At 73.4% G+C, this 14,048-nt stretch carries 14 protein-coding genes; 1 reads left to right on the forward strand and 13 read right to left on the reverse strand.

All coding sequences use genetic code 11. The features are described from left to right. Positions 1 to 142 precede the first annotated feature (142 nt). The 5 genes from ACRWNP_RS33765 to ACRWNP_RS33785 all read right to left on the reverse strand — a co-directional run bounded on the left by ACRWNP_RS33765 (position 143) and on the right by ACRWNP_RS33785 (position 4,419). Complete coding sequence (locus ACRWNP_RS33765) at positions 143 to 1,078, reverse strand: hypothetical protein (RefSeq protein WP_431968258.1); 936 nt, start codon at positions 1,076 to 1,078, stop codon at positions 143 to 145. Then, positions 1,075 to 1,548: a hypothetical protein gene (locus tag ACRWNP_RS33770; protein WP_431968260.1), complete on the reverse strand. Its 474-nt coding sequence runs from the start codon at positions 1,546 to 1,548 to the stop codon at positions 1,075 to 1,077. Before ACRWNP_RS33770 ends, ACRWNP_RS33765 begins: the two co-directional genes overlap by 4 nt. A gap of 18 nt (positions 1,549 to 1,566) precedes the next feature. Then, positions 1,567 to 2,793, reverse strand: coding sequence for a macrolide family glycosyltransferase (locus ACRWNP_RS33775; protein WP_431968262.1), 1,227 nt, complete (start codon positions 2,791 to 2,793; stop codon positions 1,567 to 1,569). Beyond that, the gene (locus ACRWNP_RS33780; RefSeq protein WP_431968264.1) at positions 2,790 to 3,728 is read right to left on the reverse strand and encodes a patatin-like phospholipase family protein; all 939 of its coding nucleotides are present in this window, start codon (positions 3,726 to 3,728) and stop codon (positions 2,790 to 2,792) included. The genes ACRWNP_RS33775 and ACRWNP_RS33780 overlap by 4 nt, the downstream gene beginning before the upstream one ends. A gap of 205 nt (positions 3,729 to 3,933) precedes the next feature. Then, positions 3,934 to 4,419: a MarR family winged helix-turn-helix transcriptional regulator gene (locus ACRWNP_RS33785; protein ID WP_431968266.1), complete on the reverse strand. Its 486-nt coding sequence runs from the start codon at positions 4,417 to 4,419 to the stop codon at positions 3,934 to 3,936. A gap of 160 nt (positions 4,420 to 4,579) precedes the next feature. On the opposite strand from ACRWNP_RS33785, the gene ACRWNP_RS33790 reads away from it, so the two are divergent. Next, complete coding sequence (locus ACRWNP_RS33790; RefSeq protein ID WP_431968268.1) at positions 4,580 to 5,086, forward strand: signal peptidase II; 507 nt, start codon at positions 4,580 to 4,582, stop codon at positions 5,084 to 5,086. 39 nt (positions 5,087 to 5,125) lie between these two features. On the opposite strand, the gene ACRWNP_RS33795 is transcribed toward ACRWNP_RS33790, so the two are convergent. From ACRWNP_RS33795 to ACRWNP_RS33830, 8 genes are all read right to left on the reverse strand, one after another. Continuing rightward, positions 5,126 to 5,380 (reverse strand): hypothetical protein, encoded by a 255-nt coding sequence (locus ACRWNP_RS33795; protein WP_431968270.1) that lies wholly within the window; start codon positions 5,378 to 5,380, stop codon positions 5,126 to 5,128. A gap of 43 nt (positions 5,381 to 5,423) precedes the next feature. Beyond that, entirely contained in the window at positions 5,424 to 7,544 is a 2,121-nt protein-coding gene (locus tag ACRWNP_RS33800) for a SpoIIE family protein phosphatase (RefSeq protein ID WP_431968272.1), read from the reverse strand. Positions 7,545 to 7,894: 350 nt separating this feature from the next. After that, complete coding sequence (locus tag ACRWNP_RS33805; protein WP_431968274.1) at positions 7,895 to 8,605, reverse strand: RNA polymerase subunit sigma; 711 nt, start codon at positions 8,603 to 8,605, stop codon at positions 7,895 to 7,897. A gap of 200 nt (positions 8,606 to 8,805) precedes the next feature. Beyond that, entirely contained in the window at positions 8,806 to 9,225 is a 420-nt protein-coding gene (locus ACRWNP_RS33810) for a cupin domain-containing protein (protein ID WP_431968276.1), read from the reverse strand. 174 nt (positions 9,226 to 9,399) lie between these two features. Continuing rightward, on the reverse strand, positions 9,400 to 11,574 hold the full coding sequence (locus ACRWNP_RS33815; protein WP_431968278.1) for a SpoIIE family protein phosphatase: 2,175 nt from the start codon (positions 11,572 to 11,574) through the stop codon (positions 9,400 to 9,402). Between the two features lie 54 nt (positions 11,575 to 11,628). Beyond that, a complete protein-coding gene (locus ACRWNP_RS33820; RefSeq protein ID WP_431968280.1) occupies positions 11,629 to 12,087 on the reverse strand; it encodes a carboxymuconolactone decarboxylase family protein in 459 nt (152 codons plus the stop codon). A 96-nt stretch (positions 12,088 to 12,183) separates the two neighbouring features. Then, complete coding sequence (gene sigJ / locus ACRWNP_RS33825) at positions 12,184 to 13,065, reverse strand: RNA polymerase sigma factor SigJ (RefSeq protein ID WP_431968282.1); 882 nt, start codon at positions 13,063 to 13,065, stop codon at positions 12,184 to 12,186. A 101-nt stretch (positions 13,066 to 13,166) separates the two neighbouring features. Next, positions 13,167 to 13,652: an RrF2 family transcriptional regulator gene (locus ACRWNP_RS33830; protein WP_431968284.1), complete on the reverse strand. Its 486-nt coding sequence runs from the start codon at positions 13,650 to 13,652 to the stop codon at positions 13,167 to 13,169. Positions 13,653 to 14,048 lie beyond the last annotated feature (396 nt).

Consider the following 14,048-nt stretch of genomic DNA (forward strand, 5'->3'; position numbering starts at 1 on the left):
AAGGCAGGAATACACCGTTCCGCGTTCGCGCTACGCGGACGCGGCGTCCGGCCGGCCGGCCTTCCTCGGCCTCGACGGCGGGGGCGGGCGCTTCCTTCAGCTCCTCGAAGGCCAGTGAGGCCGGCGGCTGCGCCGGGTGGAGTCATGAGGTTCCTGTCGCCGCCTCCGCCCCGCAGTGGTGGGCGCGGATGAGCGCCACCACGGTGTCGGCCGTGCGGTCGACGTGGCTGCGGCCGTCGGGTACCTGAGCCGTGCGGCTGATGTAGCTGCGTGGGCCGACGTGCGTGGCCGGGTCGAGCCGGTGCACGGTGACCTTTCCGGCGCGGTGGGCCCGGTTCCAGCCGCTGCCGCGGAGCAGGGGCCAGCGCTGAGGGAAGATCCACGTGCCGAGCCGTTCGATGCGGTCGCTCGCGCTGGTCAGCCGGTGCAGGTGCGCGGCGTGGGTGAGGTCGTTGGCTCCGTTGTGGAATCCGCCCAGGGTGATCAGCAGGAGGGGCGCGCGCAGTTGGGAGTGCAATTCCTCGACCGCGCCGGTGGCGACCTGCGCGCCGCCGCTGTAACTGAGCAGCGCCACGGGGATGCCGCTGTCGGATCGGTAGCCGGCGAGGCGGAGCTGGGTGGCGATCTGGCGGCCGACGGCCCGGTTGTACAGGGGGCGGTATCGGCGGTCGGCGGCGACGAAGATCTGCATGACGTTGTGCAGGAACAGCACAAGCCCGACGCGGCGCCGCAGCCAGGCCCACACCGGCCGCTCGGCAAGAGGGTCGGCGAGGGGCGAGTAGGGCTGGACCTGGCCCAGCAGCCGCAGTTCCGGGGCCCTGGCGAGGAGGGCGGCGACCAGTTGACCCCCGTCGCGGCTGTCACGGACGCGGCGTTTGCCGATGCCGTCCAGGTAGACCAGGTAGGCGTCCGGGGGGCTGTCGGGAGCCGCGCCGCGGGCGTAGGGCACGCCGTCCGGCAGCTCGGTGACGGGGGCACGCCAGCGCGCGCCGTAGGCCAGCACCTCGTAGCGGGCCAGCAACGCCTCGGCGATCAGGGCCGGCCCGACCGCGAACGCCCAGAGCACGTAGCCGTTCACGCGATCGACTCCCGCGGTTCGCTCGCGCTGATCCGCACGACCAGGCGCCGGACGGCCTCGACCGCGAGACCCAGTCCGGTCCCTGCGACGGCCACGCAGCCGGCGGCGTCCCACCAGCCCAGGCCGGTGGCCGTGGCGAGCGGCCCGGCCAGCCCGGCCCCGGCCCCGACGAAGAGCACGAGGTGGAGGACGGGCCCGAGCCAGGGGAACGCGAGGACGCCGGCGAGCACCAGCGGAGCCGCCAGTTCCGCGGTCCACACCGACCCGGCGCCGGGCGGTGGAGCGGGAAACACCAGCTGGGCCAGGGTGCCCGCGGTCAGTGGCCACAGCGCGAACACGGCGCTCTCGACGAGGCCGCCGCCCAGCAGCGACCCCGCGACGAGGATGCGGGGCATGCCGGGCCGGCGTACGGCCAGGGGCAGGATGCGCCCGGCGGCCTCGGACACCCCGGCGAGCCCGAGAAGGATCACGACGACAGGTGACATGGGTCAGCCTCGCCGTGGAGCATCGGTGGAGGCCGGCGAGCGGTCGGCGGGCCCTGCCGCACGCAGGTACCGCTCGAGTTCGTCCGCGGCACGGAGGTGTCCCCCCGCCTCGCGCTGGGCGGCCCGCAGGGCCGCCGTGGCCGCCCGGAACCCGGGGCCGTGGAGCAAGCGTCCCGCGAGGGCACGCACCGCGTCCTCGGTGATGTCCCGGGTGGGGATCGACAGTCCGGCACCGAGTTCCTCGACGCGCCGGGCCACCATCGGCTGGTCGGCGCCCTGGGGGACGACCAGCATCGGAACCCCGGCGTACAGGGCCTCATTGGCGCTGTTCATTCCGCCATGGGTGACGAACAGCGCTGCGCGGGCCAGCACTTCGGGTTGCGGGACGAAGCGGCGGGCGAGCACGTGGGCCGGCAACGGACCCAGGGCGGCGGGATCGGTGCGCCCGGTGGAGAGGACGACCGTGCCGCCCAGTGCGGCCAGTGCGGTGGCAAGGGTGCGCAGCAGTCGCGGGTCGGCATCGAACACCGTGCCCAGCGACGCGTACACCACGGGGTCCCGCAGCCGGTCGGCGGGGAACGACGGGTCGGCCGGGCGGGCGCCGATGCTCGGCCCGACGAACCGGTAGGAGGCGTCGAAGTGCTCGGCCTTGGGCTGGAACGCCCGCGAGGTGTACACGAGGTTGAGCGGCTGTCGGAGGTTGCCCAGGTCGAACAGGGGCAGCCCGCGGGTGTCGTAGCGGCGGCGCAGTTCCCGTCGCGACCGCAGGTAGCCCTGGACGCTGCGGGGCCGGGCCGCCGCGTCGGCCAGCAGGTCCCGGGAGCCGCGGGTGGGGCTCGGCACGAGCCGGTTGAACGCGAAGGTGGTGTACGACGAGGCGGCGGGCACACCGAGTTCGCGGGCGGCGACCGCGCCCCACAGGCAGGCGTTGTCGTGGACGATGAGGTGCGGCCGGATGCGGCGCAGGTCGGTGAGCACCGCGGGCAGCAGGCCGACGGCACCGCGGGCGAGTGCCTCCAGCAGCGTGACCGGTGTCGGTGGATCGGGAAGCGGCTGGTCGCCGCCGGGGTGGACGCTCACCTCGGCGCCCGCGGCCGCGATCTCCTCATGGAACGCCGCCGAGGTGTGGTACGTGACGCGGTGGCCGCGCCGGACGAGCTCGGCGACCACGGGCAGTGTCGGGTTGACCCGCCCGTGCATGGCGAGGTTGAGGAACGCGATGGTGCTCACAGCAGGCCCCCTGAGAGGGAGGGTGCCACGGCCGGGCCGGCCCCGTCCGGCGGAGGGGAGTCGGTTCGGTAGAGACCGGGCCCGCGGACGCGCAGCGCGTCGAGGAACTTTGCCGCCGTGCGGTGCGCGGTGCTGATCAGCCGCTGGGAATGGCCGAAGTCCCACGGCGCGGGCCAGGCGTCGATGCCGGTGGGCAGCACGACGGTCGGGACGTGCCGGGCCACCTCGTGCAGGTCACGCTCGATCTGATGGCGCAACAGCAGCACGCCTGCCCTGGCGGCGATCGCGCCGGCCCCTCGACGCCGGGCGGCCGGGCAGGACGGCGAGCCTTCTGGACCGGTCGACAGCGCCACGACGCTGGCCGCCCCGGCCTGCAGGGCCGCCAGCACCGGGAGATAGGCGATCACGCCGCCGTCGACGAGCGTCCTGTCCTCGCGCTCGACCGGGGGCAGGATTCCGGGGACGGCCGCGCTGGCCAGCAGGGCGGACTCCAGGTCACCGTGGTCGAGCAGCGCCGCAGCGCCGGTGTCCAGGTCCATGGCGACCGCCGTGAACGGAACGGGAAGTTCCTCGATACGGGACGGCAGCGCGGACCGCGCGATCAGCCGGCGCAGGCCTCGATCGGTGAAGACACTGGACCGTGAGGGGGGGTAGCCGAGCGGATACACCTCACGGCGGCGCAAGCGGGTCCACACGCGGTCGAGCCAGGGTGCCGATCCCTCGGGGTGGGCGGCCGCGATGGCCCCCAGAAGGGCGCCCACCGAGGTTCCGATGATCATGTCGGGGACGAATCCGCGCTCTTCCAGCGCGTATCCCACGCCGACGTGCGCGGCTCCGAGCACGCCACCGGCGCCCACCGCCACGGCCACCGGACGGGGAAGGGCACCCAGGGCCACGGACGTGGGCCGCGGATTCCGGCCACGAGCAGTCCTCATGATCCACCTCTTTCACCAGGGCGCCGCTTCGGATCGGTTGCGCGCTCGCACTGGGACCAACTTCGTTACACTCACGACAGTATCACTCGATACTATCTTCCGTGAGAATACTGACGGACACGCGGTTCCGCATCGGGCACGGGTGGAACGGGAAAGCCGCGTGGCGGATGCGCCACGCGGCTCGTCGGCCTTCGTTACGGCGCGTCTACTCCTCGCCGTTTGCGGGATAGGCGAATCGGGTCAGGAGTTCGGTCAGCCGCTCGGGCTCACCGGGACCGAGTCCGGCGACCAGACGCCCGGCCAGGGGCGCCGCCGCCACGTGAGCCGCGTCGAACAGCTCGACGCCCGCAGGTGTGATCTCCACCGCCCGCACCCGCCGGTCGCCCGGGACGGCCTTGCGCACGGCGAGCCCCTTGCGCTCCAGGTCGTCCACGACCCGCATGATCCCCGCCTTGTCCGACCCCGTCGCCGCCGCCAGGTCCCGCTGCACCGTGGGGCCTCGGTCCACCAGCGCCATCAGCACGGCGAAGTGCCGCATCTCGATGCCGAGCGGCCGGAGCGCCTCCGACATCACCGCACCCGCGCGCCAGTGCGCCCGGCGCAGCAGCAGGCCCAGAGCGAACGGCGAGGTGTCCCCGGGCCGGCCGGTCGCACGCGAGGCGCTGGTTCCACGAGGAGCGTCGGCGGTCATGGACGCACATTAGCAGCCACCCGCTCGTCCGAGACCGTATCAAGTGATACCGAATCTTGGCCGTGCCGCCGCGCCGCCGGCGCTCCGCTCCGGGCGGCCGTTCCGCCGCCGCGATCTGCGCGTACGCTCGGTGCGGGCACCAGCGATCAGGAGGTGGGCAGTGCGGCGGGCGTATCTGCTGTGGACCGTTGCGGCGGCCGGATTCGCCGTGGACCAGGTCACGAAGGCGATCGCCGCGGTGGTCGTCGAGGGTCACGAACCCAGGGACGCCCTGGGCGGCGCGGTGACCTTCACCGCCTTCCGGAACTCCGGCGCGGCCGGCTCCTTCGCTCCCCGCGCGACGTTGCTCTTCACCCTCGTGGCGATCGTCGCGCTCGTGGCCATCATCCGGGTCGCCGGCTCCGTACGCTCCAGGGCCTGGGCGGTCGGCCTGGGGCTGATCTTCGCCGGTGCCGGCGGGAACCTCGCGGACCGCCTCTTCCGCACCCCGGGATTCGGCCGCGGCGCCGTGCTGGACTTCATCCAGATCGGCGATTCCGGGATCTTCAACCTCGCCGACCAGTGCATCACGGCCGGCGCCGTGATCGTCCTCATCCAGGCCTTCCGCGGCGTCCCCCTGCGCGCCGCCGCCACCAAGGGAGTCGGGTACCAGGCGCTGGAGCGGTGACAGCGGCAGCGATGCGACGCCCGGTGCGAGCGCGGAGCGTCATGCCGTCAGTTCGATCTCCTCCCCGGCGAACGGTGTCGCCCCGTCCGGGGCGGGCAGCCGCGACTCGGCCCACTTCGAGACCGCGCGCCGTGAGGAGGCCGGACGTCGCGTTGTTCCCCGCGCCGACCGCGTCGCGGCACCGGTCAGGTACCGGCCGGGGACCGCCGTGCGATAGCCGTCGTGCCCGGGCATCGGCCGGAACAGGAAGTTCTGGGCCAGGTGGTGGCCGCGCCCGGCGCTGTGCCCGCCCACCAGGCCGGGGTCGGCGGCTTCCAGGTCCTGCGGGGATCCCGGCCTATCCCTCGTTCGCCGGCGGGACGCAGCCGGGGCCGCCGGGACGGACGACCAGCAGTGCGGTGTCATCGGTACCGGGGGCGGTCCGCAGGGCGTGTTCCAGGAGACTGTCCGCGACGGCGTCCACGCCCTGGTCGGCCGCTGCGGCCAAGTACCGCACGAGGTCGCCCGCGGCCAGTTCGGCGTCGGTGCCGGGGGATTCGACGAGGCCGTCGGTGTACAGCGCCAGCAGTGTGCCCGGGGGCAGCGGGACCTGCGTGGTGGGGTACTCGCCGTCCGGTGCGATGCCCAGCAGCAGGCCCGGCGTCATCGCGAGGGTCCCCGCGCGGCCGTCGGGCCGGCAGATCAGGGGCGGGGGGTGACCCGCGGTGGCCAGCCGGGCGACGTGCCGTTCCAGGTCGATGTGGACGAACAGGCAGCTGGTGAACAGACCCGGGTCCAGATCCGACAGCAGGCGGTTGGTCCTGGCCAGCACCTCGCCGGGTGCGGAGTGGGCGGTGGCGTACGCGTGGACGGCGATGCGGACCTGTCCCATCAGGGCGGCAGCCTGCAGGTTGTGCCCCTGGACATCGCCGATGGTGACGGCCGCGCAGTTGGTCCCGCAGTGGATGAGGTCGTAGAAGTCCCCGCCGATGTCGCTCCCGTGGCCGGCCGGCAGGTAGCGGGCGGCGACGTCGAGGCCGGGTATCCGGGGCAGTTCCTTGGGCAACAGGCCGGTCTGCAGAGTGCGGGCGAGCTGGTGCTTGGTGTCGTAGAGGTGGGCGCGGTCCATGGCCTGTGCGATGAGTCCGGCCAGGGCGACCAGGACGGTGCGTTCGGTCTGGGGGAACGGACGGGGACGGTCGTAGGACAGCACCAGCAGCCCGACGGGACGGCCCGAGGTGATCAGCGGCAGGAAGGCCCACGCGTCCCGGTGCCGGAAGCGCGGAGTGTGCGGGTAGGCGCGGTGCAGCTCGGCGAAGCTCGGGAAGAACAGCGGGGTACCGCTGGTGAGGGCCCGGGCGGTCACGATGTGGGAGGTCAGCGGCGCTCCGTCGACTTGGGCCATGAAATCGTCGGTGTAGCCGCGCTGGCCGACGACGCGCAGGCGCCCGCCCTCGGCGGTGAGTACGACCAGGCCCTGGGCCTCGAACGCCGGGACGAGCTGGTCGGCGACCTGGTCGACCACATCCCGCACGCCGACCGCCTCGGTGAGCGTCGCGGCCAGGTACATCAACTGGTACATGGCGGAGGCGCCGACCGGGCCGTGGGCGCCCGGAGGAACCGCCGGCCCGTCAGTTGCGGCCGGGCGCCCTCGCTGTGACGGGGTGACGGTGACGCTCACCCCGGAGAGTCCCGGGTCGAGCCGGAAGGACAGCCACTGGTCCGGGGGGCGCAGGGCGGTGAACGCCGTGGTCTGCTTGCTGATGACGGCGGCGCGGTACGCGTCCTCGAACGCCCGGCCGTCGAGCCACAGCAGCCGTTCCCAGGGAAGTGAGCCCATGAGGTCCGCGGCACCGATGCCGAGCAGATCGGCCGCCGCCTGGTTGAGGAACCTGACCCGGCCCTCCAGGTCCAGCGAACAGCAACCGGTCGGCAGCCGCGCGGCGAACTCGTACGCCGCCAGCGCCTCGGCCCGGCCGGGCTCGCGACGGCGCACCGCCCGCAGGTTCAGGACGTCCGCACCGGCCTCGACAGGGTGGCCCCGGTCCGCGTAGTGCCTCAGGAGCCGCCCCGACCTGCCGCAGAAGACCATGATCGCGTCCCGCTCGCCGGGGCTCAGGGCCGGCGGGTGCGAGACCGGCCACAGCAGGCACACCGCACCCCACGTCACGTCCCCGTCCATGATCGGCGCCGCCGCCAGCAGGATCTCGTAGGGGGCCACCAGCGCGATCCTGGGGAAGCGTTCGGCCAGCTCCTTGGAATCCCCCACCCACACCAGCGACCGCTCCCGCACGGCCTGCGCCACCGGCGCCGCGTCGTCCACCCCGATCCGCGCCCACGGAGCGGCGATCCGCCGGGGCATGCCGGACAGTGCCACCAGCTCCAGCGCCCGCTTCTCCGGCGTGAGCACGTACAGCATGCCCACCGCGGCGTCGGTGTCCCGGACAAGACCTTCGAACAGGCCTGCGAAGCGTCGCATGCCGCCCGTCATAGGCCTCACGTCATGCCGGGTCACCACGTTCGCCCCCGTCTCCCTCGGGCCGCGACACGTGCGCGGACCACCGGCGGCACCGTGCCGGCCGCGCCGTCCGTCCGTGCCGCCGAGCCACGCGGCCGCCGCACCCCTCCGATCCCATAAACGGACGATACGCCCCAAGGGGCACTACGGCATCCACAGCCGATCACCGTCGGCGACCGTCACCGACTGCGATCATCCCTGGTCGCCGGGGCGGCGCGACGTGGCGGGGAGCGTGGCGGGGAGCGTGGCGCCACGGAGCGATGTGAGGGCGCGGGGCCCGGCCTCGTACGCCGGCATGCCGAAGGACCGTGTCACCGATCGGGGCTTCGGTTCCACCGGCGCAGCTTCTCCGGGTTGAGCACGGCCCAGACCTGAGCCACGCGGCGGTCGGTGACGTCGAGGCTGACGACCGCGGCCACCGTGTGGTCGCAGCGCACCACGAGTCCGGTGCGGCTGTTCACCGACTGGGCCGTCAACGAGGTGCGCGGGTGGGGACCCAGCAGCGTCAGGAGGCTGTGTGCGACCTGCCGGCCGCCGTGCACCGTGCGGACCAGCGTCCGGACCTTGCCGCCGCCGTCGAAGACGGCCATGGCGTCGGGGGACAGCGCGGAGACCAGCGCCGCGGCGTCGCCCGCCGCGCAGGCTTCCCCGAGGGCGCGGACGACCGCGTCGTGCTCCCACGAGTCCGCCGGACCGGAGCGCCGCGCCTGGAGCCGGCGACGCACGATGTCGGTGAGTTCGTCGTGCCCCGTGCCCGGAACCCCGGTCCCGGCGTTCCGGGCACGGTCGGGCGTGGCCGGGCGGCCCAGGCAGATGCCGCCGGCGGTCCTCGACAGCCAGTCACGGGGCGACGCGATACGCGCGCGCTCCGCGTCGGTGAGCGCGTACCACCGGCGGTATGTCTCGTCGATCACGCTCTCCGCGTCGCGGTGGCTGCCCGAGATGCGTCGGGCGACATCCAGCAGATGCCGCCGCTCGTCGAGCAGCTCCGCGATCGGCACCGCGTCACTGGCAACGTCCATGCGGCATCCTCCCTCTTGTACGAGACCACACATCGCGTCCGCACGCACCGGCCTCGTCGAAGTTCGATGACGTGCGGGCATGGTCCGCGAGGCAGGTGTCCTCCGGGTTCGACAGGGAGACGAGGTGACCCGTACGGGTGTGACAGCCCGGCGGCGAGCGCCGCCGGGCTGTTCCGGTCGCCGCAGCGGGCCCGGGTGCGTCAGGACGGTCGCGGTGCGCGGCGGTCCCGCCGCTCGGCCAGCTCCTCGTCGTCGACGACCGTGAGCATGGGCTTGCCCGGCTCACAGAGCATCACCACGACGAAGCGGAGCCATTGGTCGTCCTGGTTGTTGCCGTCCTGGTAGTGGATGACGTCACCGCCGGGTTCCCAGAACGTCTCGCCGGCCCGGACGACGCGTTCGGGTTCGCCCTCCAGCTCGAAGAGCATCTCGCCCTCGACGACGTATCCGAACGCGGGACCGGTGTGCCGGTGCGGCGGGATCCCCGGGTGGCCGGGCGGGTACTGGACGAGCAGGGTCATCGCCTGGGCGCGGTCGGGGATGAAGGGCGGTTCCTGTTCCAGCAGCGTGGTGATGCACGACTGCCACGGGACAGGACCGCCGGTGTCCTTGTTCGGCATGGTGAACGACCTCACGATGGAGAAGCGCGCCGCGGATTCCGGCTGTTCAAGGCCCCATTCCACGTTACTGCGCCGCAGGACGACCCGCTCTGTCACGCCCGTGGGGGCCGGCTCGCCTCCCTGATGACGAAGGCGGCGACCCTGACAGGGCCGCCTTCGGCCGCTGACGCCCCGTCACGCGGCCGCGACGAACCTGATGAGCAGCAGCGCGATGTCGTCGGTGCGCGGGGCCGTCCGGCGTGCGTGGTCGATCAGGTCCGTGGCGAGCCGGTCCATGGGCTGGGGGGCGGTCCGGGCGAGGCGGGCGGCGAGCCCGGCCATGGCGTCGTCCAGGTCGACCCCGGGGGTCTCGACGAGTCCGTCGGTGTACAGCGCGAGGACGGTGCCGGGCTCCAGGGGGATCTCGGTGGTGGGGTAGTCCGCCTCGGGGTCGATGCCGAGCAGCATGCCCGGCGGCACGGTGATGACCTCCGTGTGCCCGTCCGGGTGACACAGCACCGGCGGCGGATGGCCGGCGGTGGCCAGCAGGGCCCGGCGCTGCGCGAGGTCGAGCCGGGCGTACAGGCAGCTGACGAAACGGCCCGGGTCCAGGTCGACCAGCTGACGGTTGGCCTGCCACAGCGCCTGCGCCGGTGCGGCCCCGGCGGCGGCCTGGGAGCGGATGGCGGGGCGGATCCGGCCCATGAGGGCCGCCGCCTTGACGTGGTGGCCCTGGACGTCGCCGATGACCGCGGCCGCGGTGGTGTCGTCGACCCGGACCAGGTCGTAGAAGTCGCCACCGATGTCCATGCCCTGGACGCTGGGCAGATAGCGGGCGGCGACGTCGAGTCCGGGGATGTCCGGCAGCGAGTCGGGGAGCATGGCCGCCTGCAGGGTCTCCGCCAGTTCCTTGCTGGCGTCGTAGAGACGGGCACGTTCCAGCGCCTGGGCGATCAGCCCCGCCAGCGCGGTCAGCACGGTCCGCTGGTTGCCGGGGAAGGGGTGGGGCCGGTCGAAGGCGAGGACGCACAGGCCCACGGGCCGGCCGGAGGCGATCAGCGGCAGATAGGCCCGGGCGTCCAGGCCGTCGTGGCCGGGGGCGTGCGGATAGGCGCCGGCCATCTCCTCGAAGCTGGCGAAGAAGGCCGGCATGCCGTCAGTGAGGGTGCCGACCGCGGCCGGGGAGGTGAATTCCGCTCCGGTGAAGATCTCCTTGGGGCGGGGGTTGTAGCCCCGGCAGCCGACGAACCGCAGACATCCGTCCTCGGGCGTGAACAGGGCCAGGGCAAGGGTCTGGGCCCGGAAGGTCGGCAGCATCTCGTCCGCGACGAGGTCGATCACGTCGTCACCGCCGACCGCTTCGGAAAGGGCGGCGGCCAGGTGCATGACCTGGTAGAGCTCGCCGAGGGCGATCGGCTCACCCCGGGGGGCCGGTGTTCCGGGGCGGACCGCGTGCAGGACGCGGTCGGGAGCGCGAGGGACGATGCGGACGCTCACCCCGGAGGCGTCCGGGTAGAGCTCGAACGCGAGCCACCGGCCCGGGGGGACCTTCGCGGTGAACGATTCCGGATGCCGGCTGACCACGGCTGCGCGAAAGCGGTCCTCGAAGGCGGGATCGGCCGACCAGGACAGGGCCTGCCAGGGGCGCCTGCCCAGGAGACCGGGGACGGTCCCGCCCAGCAGTCGGGCGGCTGTGGCGCTGAGGTAGGTGAACCTGCCCTCGAGGTCGAGGGTGCAGCTCCCTCCGGGCAGGCGCTCGGCGAAGTGTGCCGCGGCCAGCGCCTCGGACGGCTCCCATTCACGGGCGGGCGGCCGGGACAGGGTCCGCGGGCACGCCGCGGGGGTGACCGGGCGTCCCGCGTCCGCGGCGTCCTGGAGGAACCGCGCCAGGCGCCGGCAGGCGGCGCCGACCCGCTCGTGCACCGGCCCGGCGAGCTCGGGGGCCTCGCAGCACGGCCAGAACAGCAGGAGCGCTCCCCAAGGGGCGGCGCCGCTGAGGATCGGCGCCGCGGCCGCCGCGAAGTGGTACGGCATGGCGATCGCCGTACGCGGGTAGTGGCGGGCGAGTTCCTGAGGCTCGCTGAGCCACACCAGCCGCCTTTCGCGCACCGCGTCGGCCACCGGCACATGGCTGGACAGGCCCACCCCGAACCAGGGCGCCAGGAAGTCCGCCGGCATGCCCGCGGCTGCTTCGAGCCGCAGCGCCTGTCCATCGGCGGCCAGCAGGAAGAGGGCGCTCGCGTGGGCGCCGGTGTCGCGCGCGGCACAGTCCAGCAGCCCGTCCAGTTGCGCACGGCATGTCGGTCCGGCGGTGTCGGAAGAAGCCCTTCCGTACGCCTGAGCAGCACCGTCGTCCGGTGTGGCGCGCATAGCTCAACCGTACGTCCGGACCGGCCGGCCCCGCCCGGGCCGCCGGCGGACGGCTCAGCCGGCGACCCGGTAGCGGCTGGTGATCGCGACGCGATTGAACGCGTTCATCAGCGTCGCCAGCCAGGCGACCGCCGAGACCTGGTCCGCGGTGAGCACGGCCGCGGCCGCTTCGTAGTCGGCGTCGCTCACGTGCCCGTCCGCCACGCGCGCGATCACCTCGGTCAGCCGCAGGGCGGCGCGGTCGGTCCCGGAGAAGTAGTCGGTCTCCTCCCAGGCGGGCAGCACCGCGATCCGGTCCGGGTTCTCGCCCTTCTTGAGGGCGTCGCCCGTGTGCATCCGGAGGCAGAAGGAACAGCCGTTGATCTGGGACGTGCGGATCTTGAGCAGTTCGACCAGGAGCGGGTCGAGGCCCGCCGCGGCGGCGCTCTCCTCCACCGTCGAGGACAGGGCCAGGAGCGCCTGGTAGCTGTCCGGGTGCTGCTTTCCGATGTTGACGCGCTGCTGCTCGGCCATGGGTTTCTCCTTTTGGTCTTTCCTGTCGGGTGAACCTTGTCGGGGGTCCGCCGTCACGCGCGGCGGCTCGCTCCGGTGCGAGAGCGGTTCGGGAGCTCAGACATGGGCGATCTTCTCCGGGTTGAGGACCCTGCGGTACTCGGTGATCCGGCCGTCCTCGATCTCCACCGTGTCCACCGAGAAGACGTGGGCACCGCGGCGGTGGAGGAGGGCCGGTTCGCCGCCGACCTCGACGAGCTCGATGCGGTCCGGACGCCACCGGAGCCACACGCCCACCATCAGCCGGGCGATGCGAGCGCCGCCGTGGACGAGCTTGCGCGCGGTGGCGACCCTGCCGCCGCCGTCGGTGACGTACACGGCCTCCGGGTGCAGGAGCCGCACCAGCCCGGCCAGGTCCCCGGCCTCGTACGCGGCGCGGAACGCGGCGAGCAGCCGTTCCCGCTCGGCCCGGGACGTCCGCAGCGTGGACTGCCTGGCCTCGGCCACCTTCCGCCGCGCCCGGGAGGCGAGCTGGCGGGCGGCCGGCGCGGAGGCGTCCAGCACGTCGGCGATCCGGCTGAACTCGAGGCCGAAGACGTCGTGGAGGATGAAGGCCACCCGCTCCGGCGGGCTCAGCTCCTCCATGACCAGGAGCATCGCGGACCCTACGGACTCGTCGACGAGCACCGCCTCCGACGCGTCCGGTCCCGTCAGCAGCGGCGCGGGCAGCCACGGCCCCACATAGGTCTCCCGGCGGACCCGGGCGGACTTCAGGACGTCGTACGACCGTCGCGCGGCGACCGTGACCAGCCAGGCCCGAAGGTCCACGATGTCGCGCAAATCCGCCCCGGCCGCCCGCAGCCACACGTCCTGCGCCACGTCCTCGGCGTCGGCCACGCTTCCGAGCAGGCGGTACGCCACCCCGAACACGGCGGGCCGGTGCGTCTCCCACTCGGCCTCGAGCACCGCGGGCGGCCCGGGCACACGGGTGACATTCATGCTGACGTGACCTCCTTCGCCCCCACGCATCCGAAAATCGAGATATTTCTTATCCTGAATCATGCTGTGCGGGAGCCGGGGGCACCTGCACGGGAAGCGGCTCAGTCGCGCCCGAGTCCGGCGCGGACGTACGAGCCGAGCGACGGAGCATGCGCTTCGGCCTCCGCCCGCACTTCGGCGAGGCTCTGCTGGGCCAGTGCCTTCCGCCAGGCAAGCTCGGCCCGCCCCATCGCACTGTTCACCGCACACGGGCGGCTGAAGCCGCCGGCCGGCACCCGCTCGCCGATGGTTCCGCAGCGGCGGATCTCCGCGCAGCGGAACAGGGGGTCGTCCCCCTCGACGGCGAGGACCACGTCCAGCATCGACACCGCTTCCAGCGGGCGGGCCAGCCGGAAGCCGCCCCGCGCACCCGGCACGGATTCCAGCAGCCCCGCCTTGACGAGTTGCTGGAGCTGCTTGTTCAGGTAGGACGGGGAAAGATCATGCCCGGCGGCCAGCTGCACGGTCGGGACCGGCTCGCCGTCCCCGAGCCACGCGAGGTTGAGCAGTGTGTGCACGGCCCACTCCACGCCCTTGCCTGTTCGCATATCTGGATACTAAACCTCTACTTATCGCGCGTCAAAGGCCGTGACCGTGAGGGGCGGCTCAGCGGTGCCGGCCACCGCGCCCTGGGGAAAGGTCGCGGTAACGGCGTAGGCACCGACGGCCGACGGGGCCGCGGCGACGGCACCACTGCGACGCGTCCGGCACGGTAGGGCCGTTCCCGCGAGGGCGCCGCCCGGCGGCCTCGCGCCCGACACGGACGGCGTGGTCGAAGAGGCGGCGACCGGCGAATGCCCGCCGGTCCGGCGGGTGGCCCGGCCCTGGCCGTAAGCACCGCCGCATGGCACCGCTCGGGCACGGGAGCGCCCGCCTGTGCGCGCGATCGCGCCCGGACGGGACTGCGGCGGTCGCTCCCGGGGGCCGGGGCCACGCGTACCGCG

It is taken from the genome of Actinacidiphila sp. bgisy160 (genome assembly GCF_965342435.1).
Taxonomy (GTDB): Bacteria; Actinomycetota; Actinomycetes; order Streptomycetales; family Streptomycetaceae; genus Actinacidiphila.

Coding starts and splice junctions, on each gene's coding strand:
- ACRWNP_RS33780 (WP_431968264.1), bottom strand. CDS start 3,728: ATGAGGACTGCTCGTGGCCGGAATCCGCGGCCCACGTCCGTGGCCCTG.
- ACRWNP_RS33785 (WP_431968266.1), bottom strand. CDS start 4,419: ATGACCGCCGACGCTCCTCGTGGAACCAGCGCCTCGCGTGCGACCGGC.
- ACRWNP_RS33800 (WP_431968272.1), bottom strand. CDS start 7,544: ATGCGACGCTTCGCAGGCCTGTTCGAAGGTCTTGTCCGGGACACCGAC.
- ACRWNP_RS33805 (WP_431968274.1), bottom strand. CDS start 8,605: ATGGACGTTGCCAGTGACGCGGTGCCGATCGCGGAGCTGCTCGACGAG.
- ACRWNP_RS33810 (WP_431968276.1), bottom strand. CDS start 9,225: ATGCCGAACAAGGACACCGGCGGTCCTGTCCCGTGGCAGTCGTGCATC.
- ACRWNP_RS33815 (WP_431968278.1), bottom strand. CDS start 11,574: ATGCGCGCCACACCGGACGACGGTGCTGCTCAGGCGTACGGAAGGGCT.
- ACRWNP_RS33820 (WP_431968280.1), bottom strand. CDS start 12,087: ATGGCCGAGCAGCAGCGCGTCAACATCGGAAAGCAGCACCCGGACAGC.
- sigJ (WP_431968282.1), bottom strand. CDS start 13,065: ATGAATGTCACCCGTGTGCCCGGGCCGCCCGCGGTGCTCGAGGCCGAG.
- ACRWNP_RS33830 (WP_431968284.1), bottom strand. CDS start 13,652: ATGCGAACAGGCAAGGGCGTGGAGTGGGCCGTGCACACACTGCTCAAC.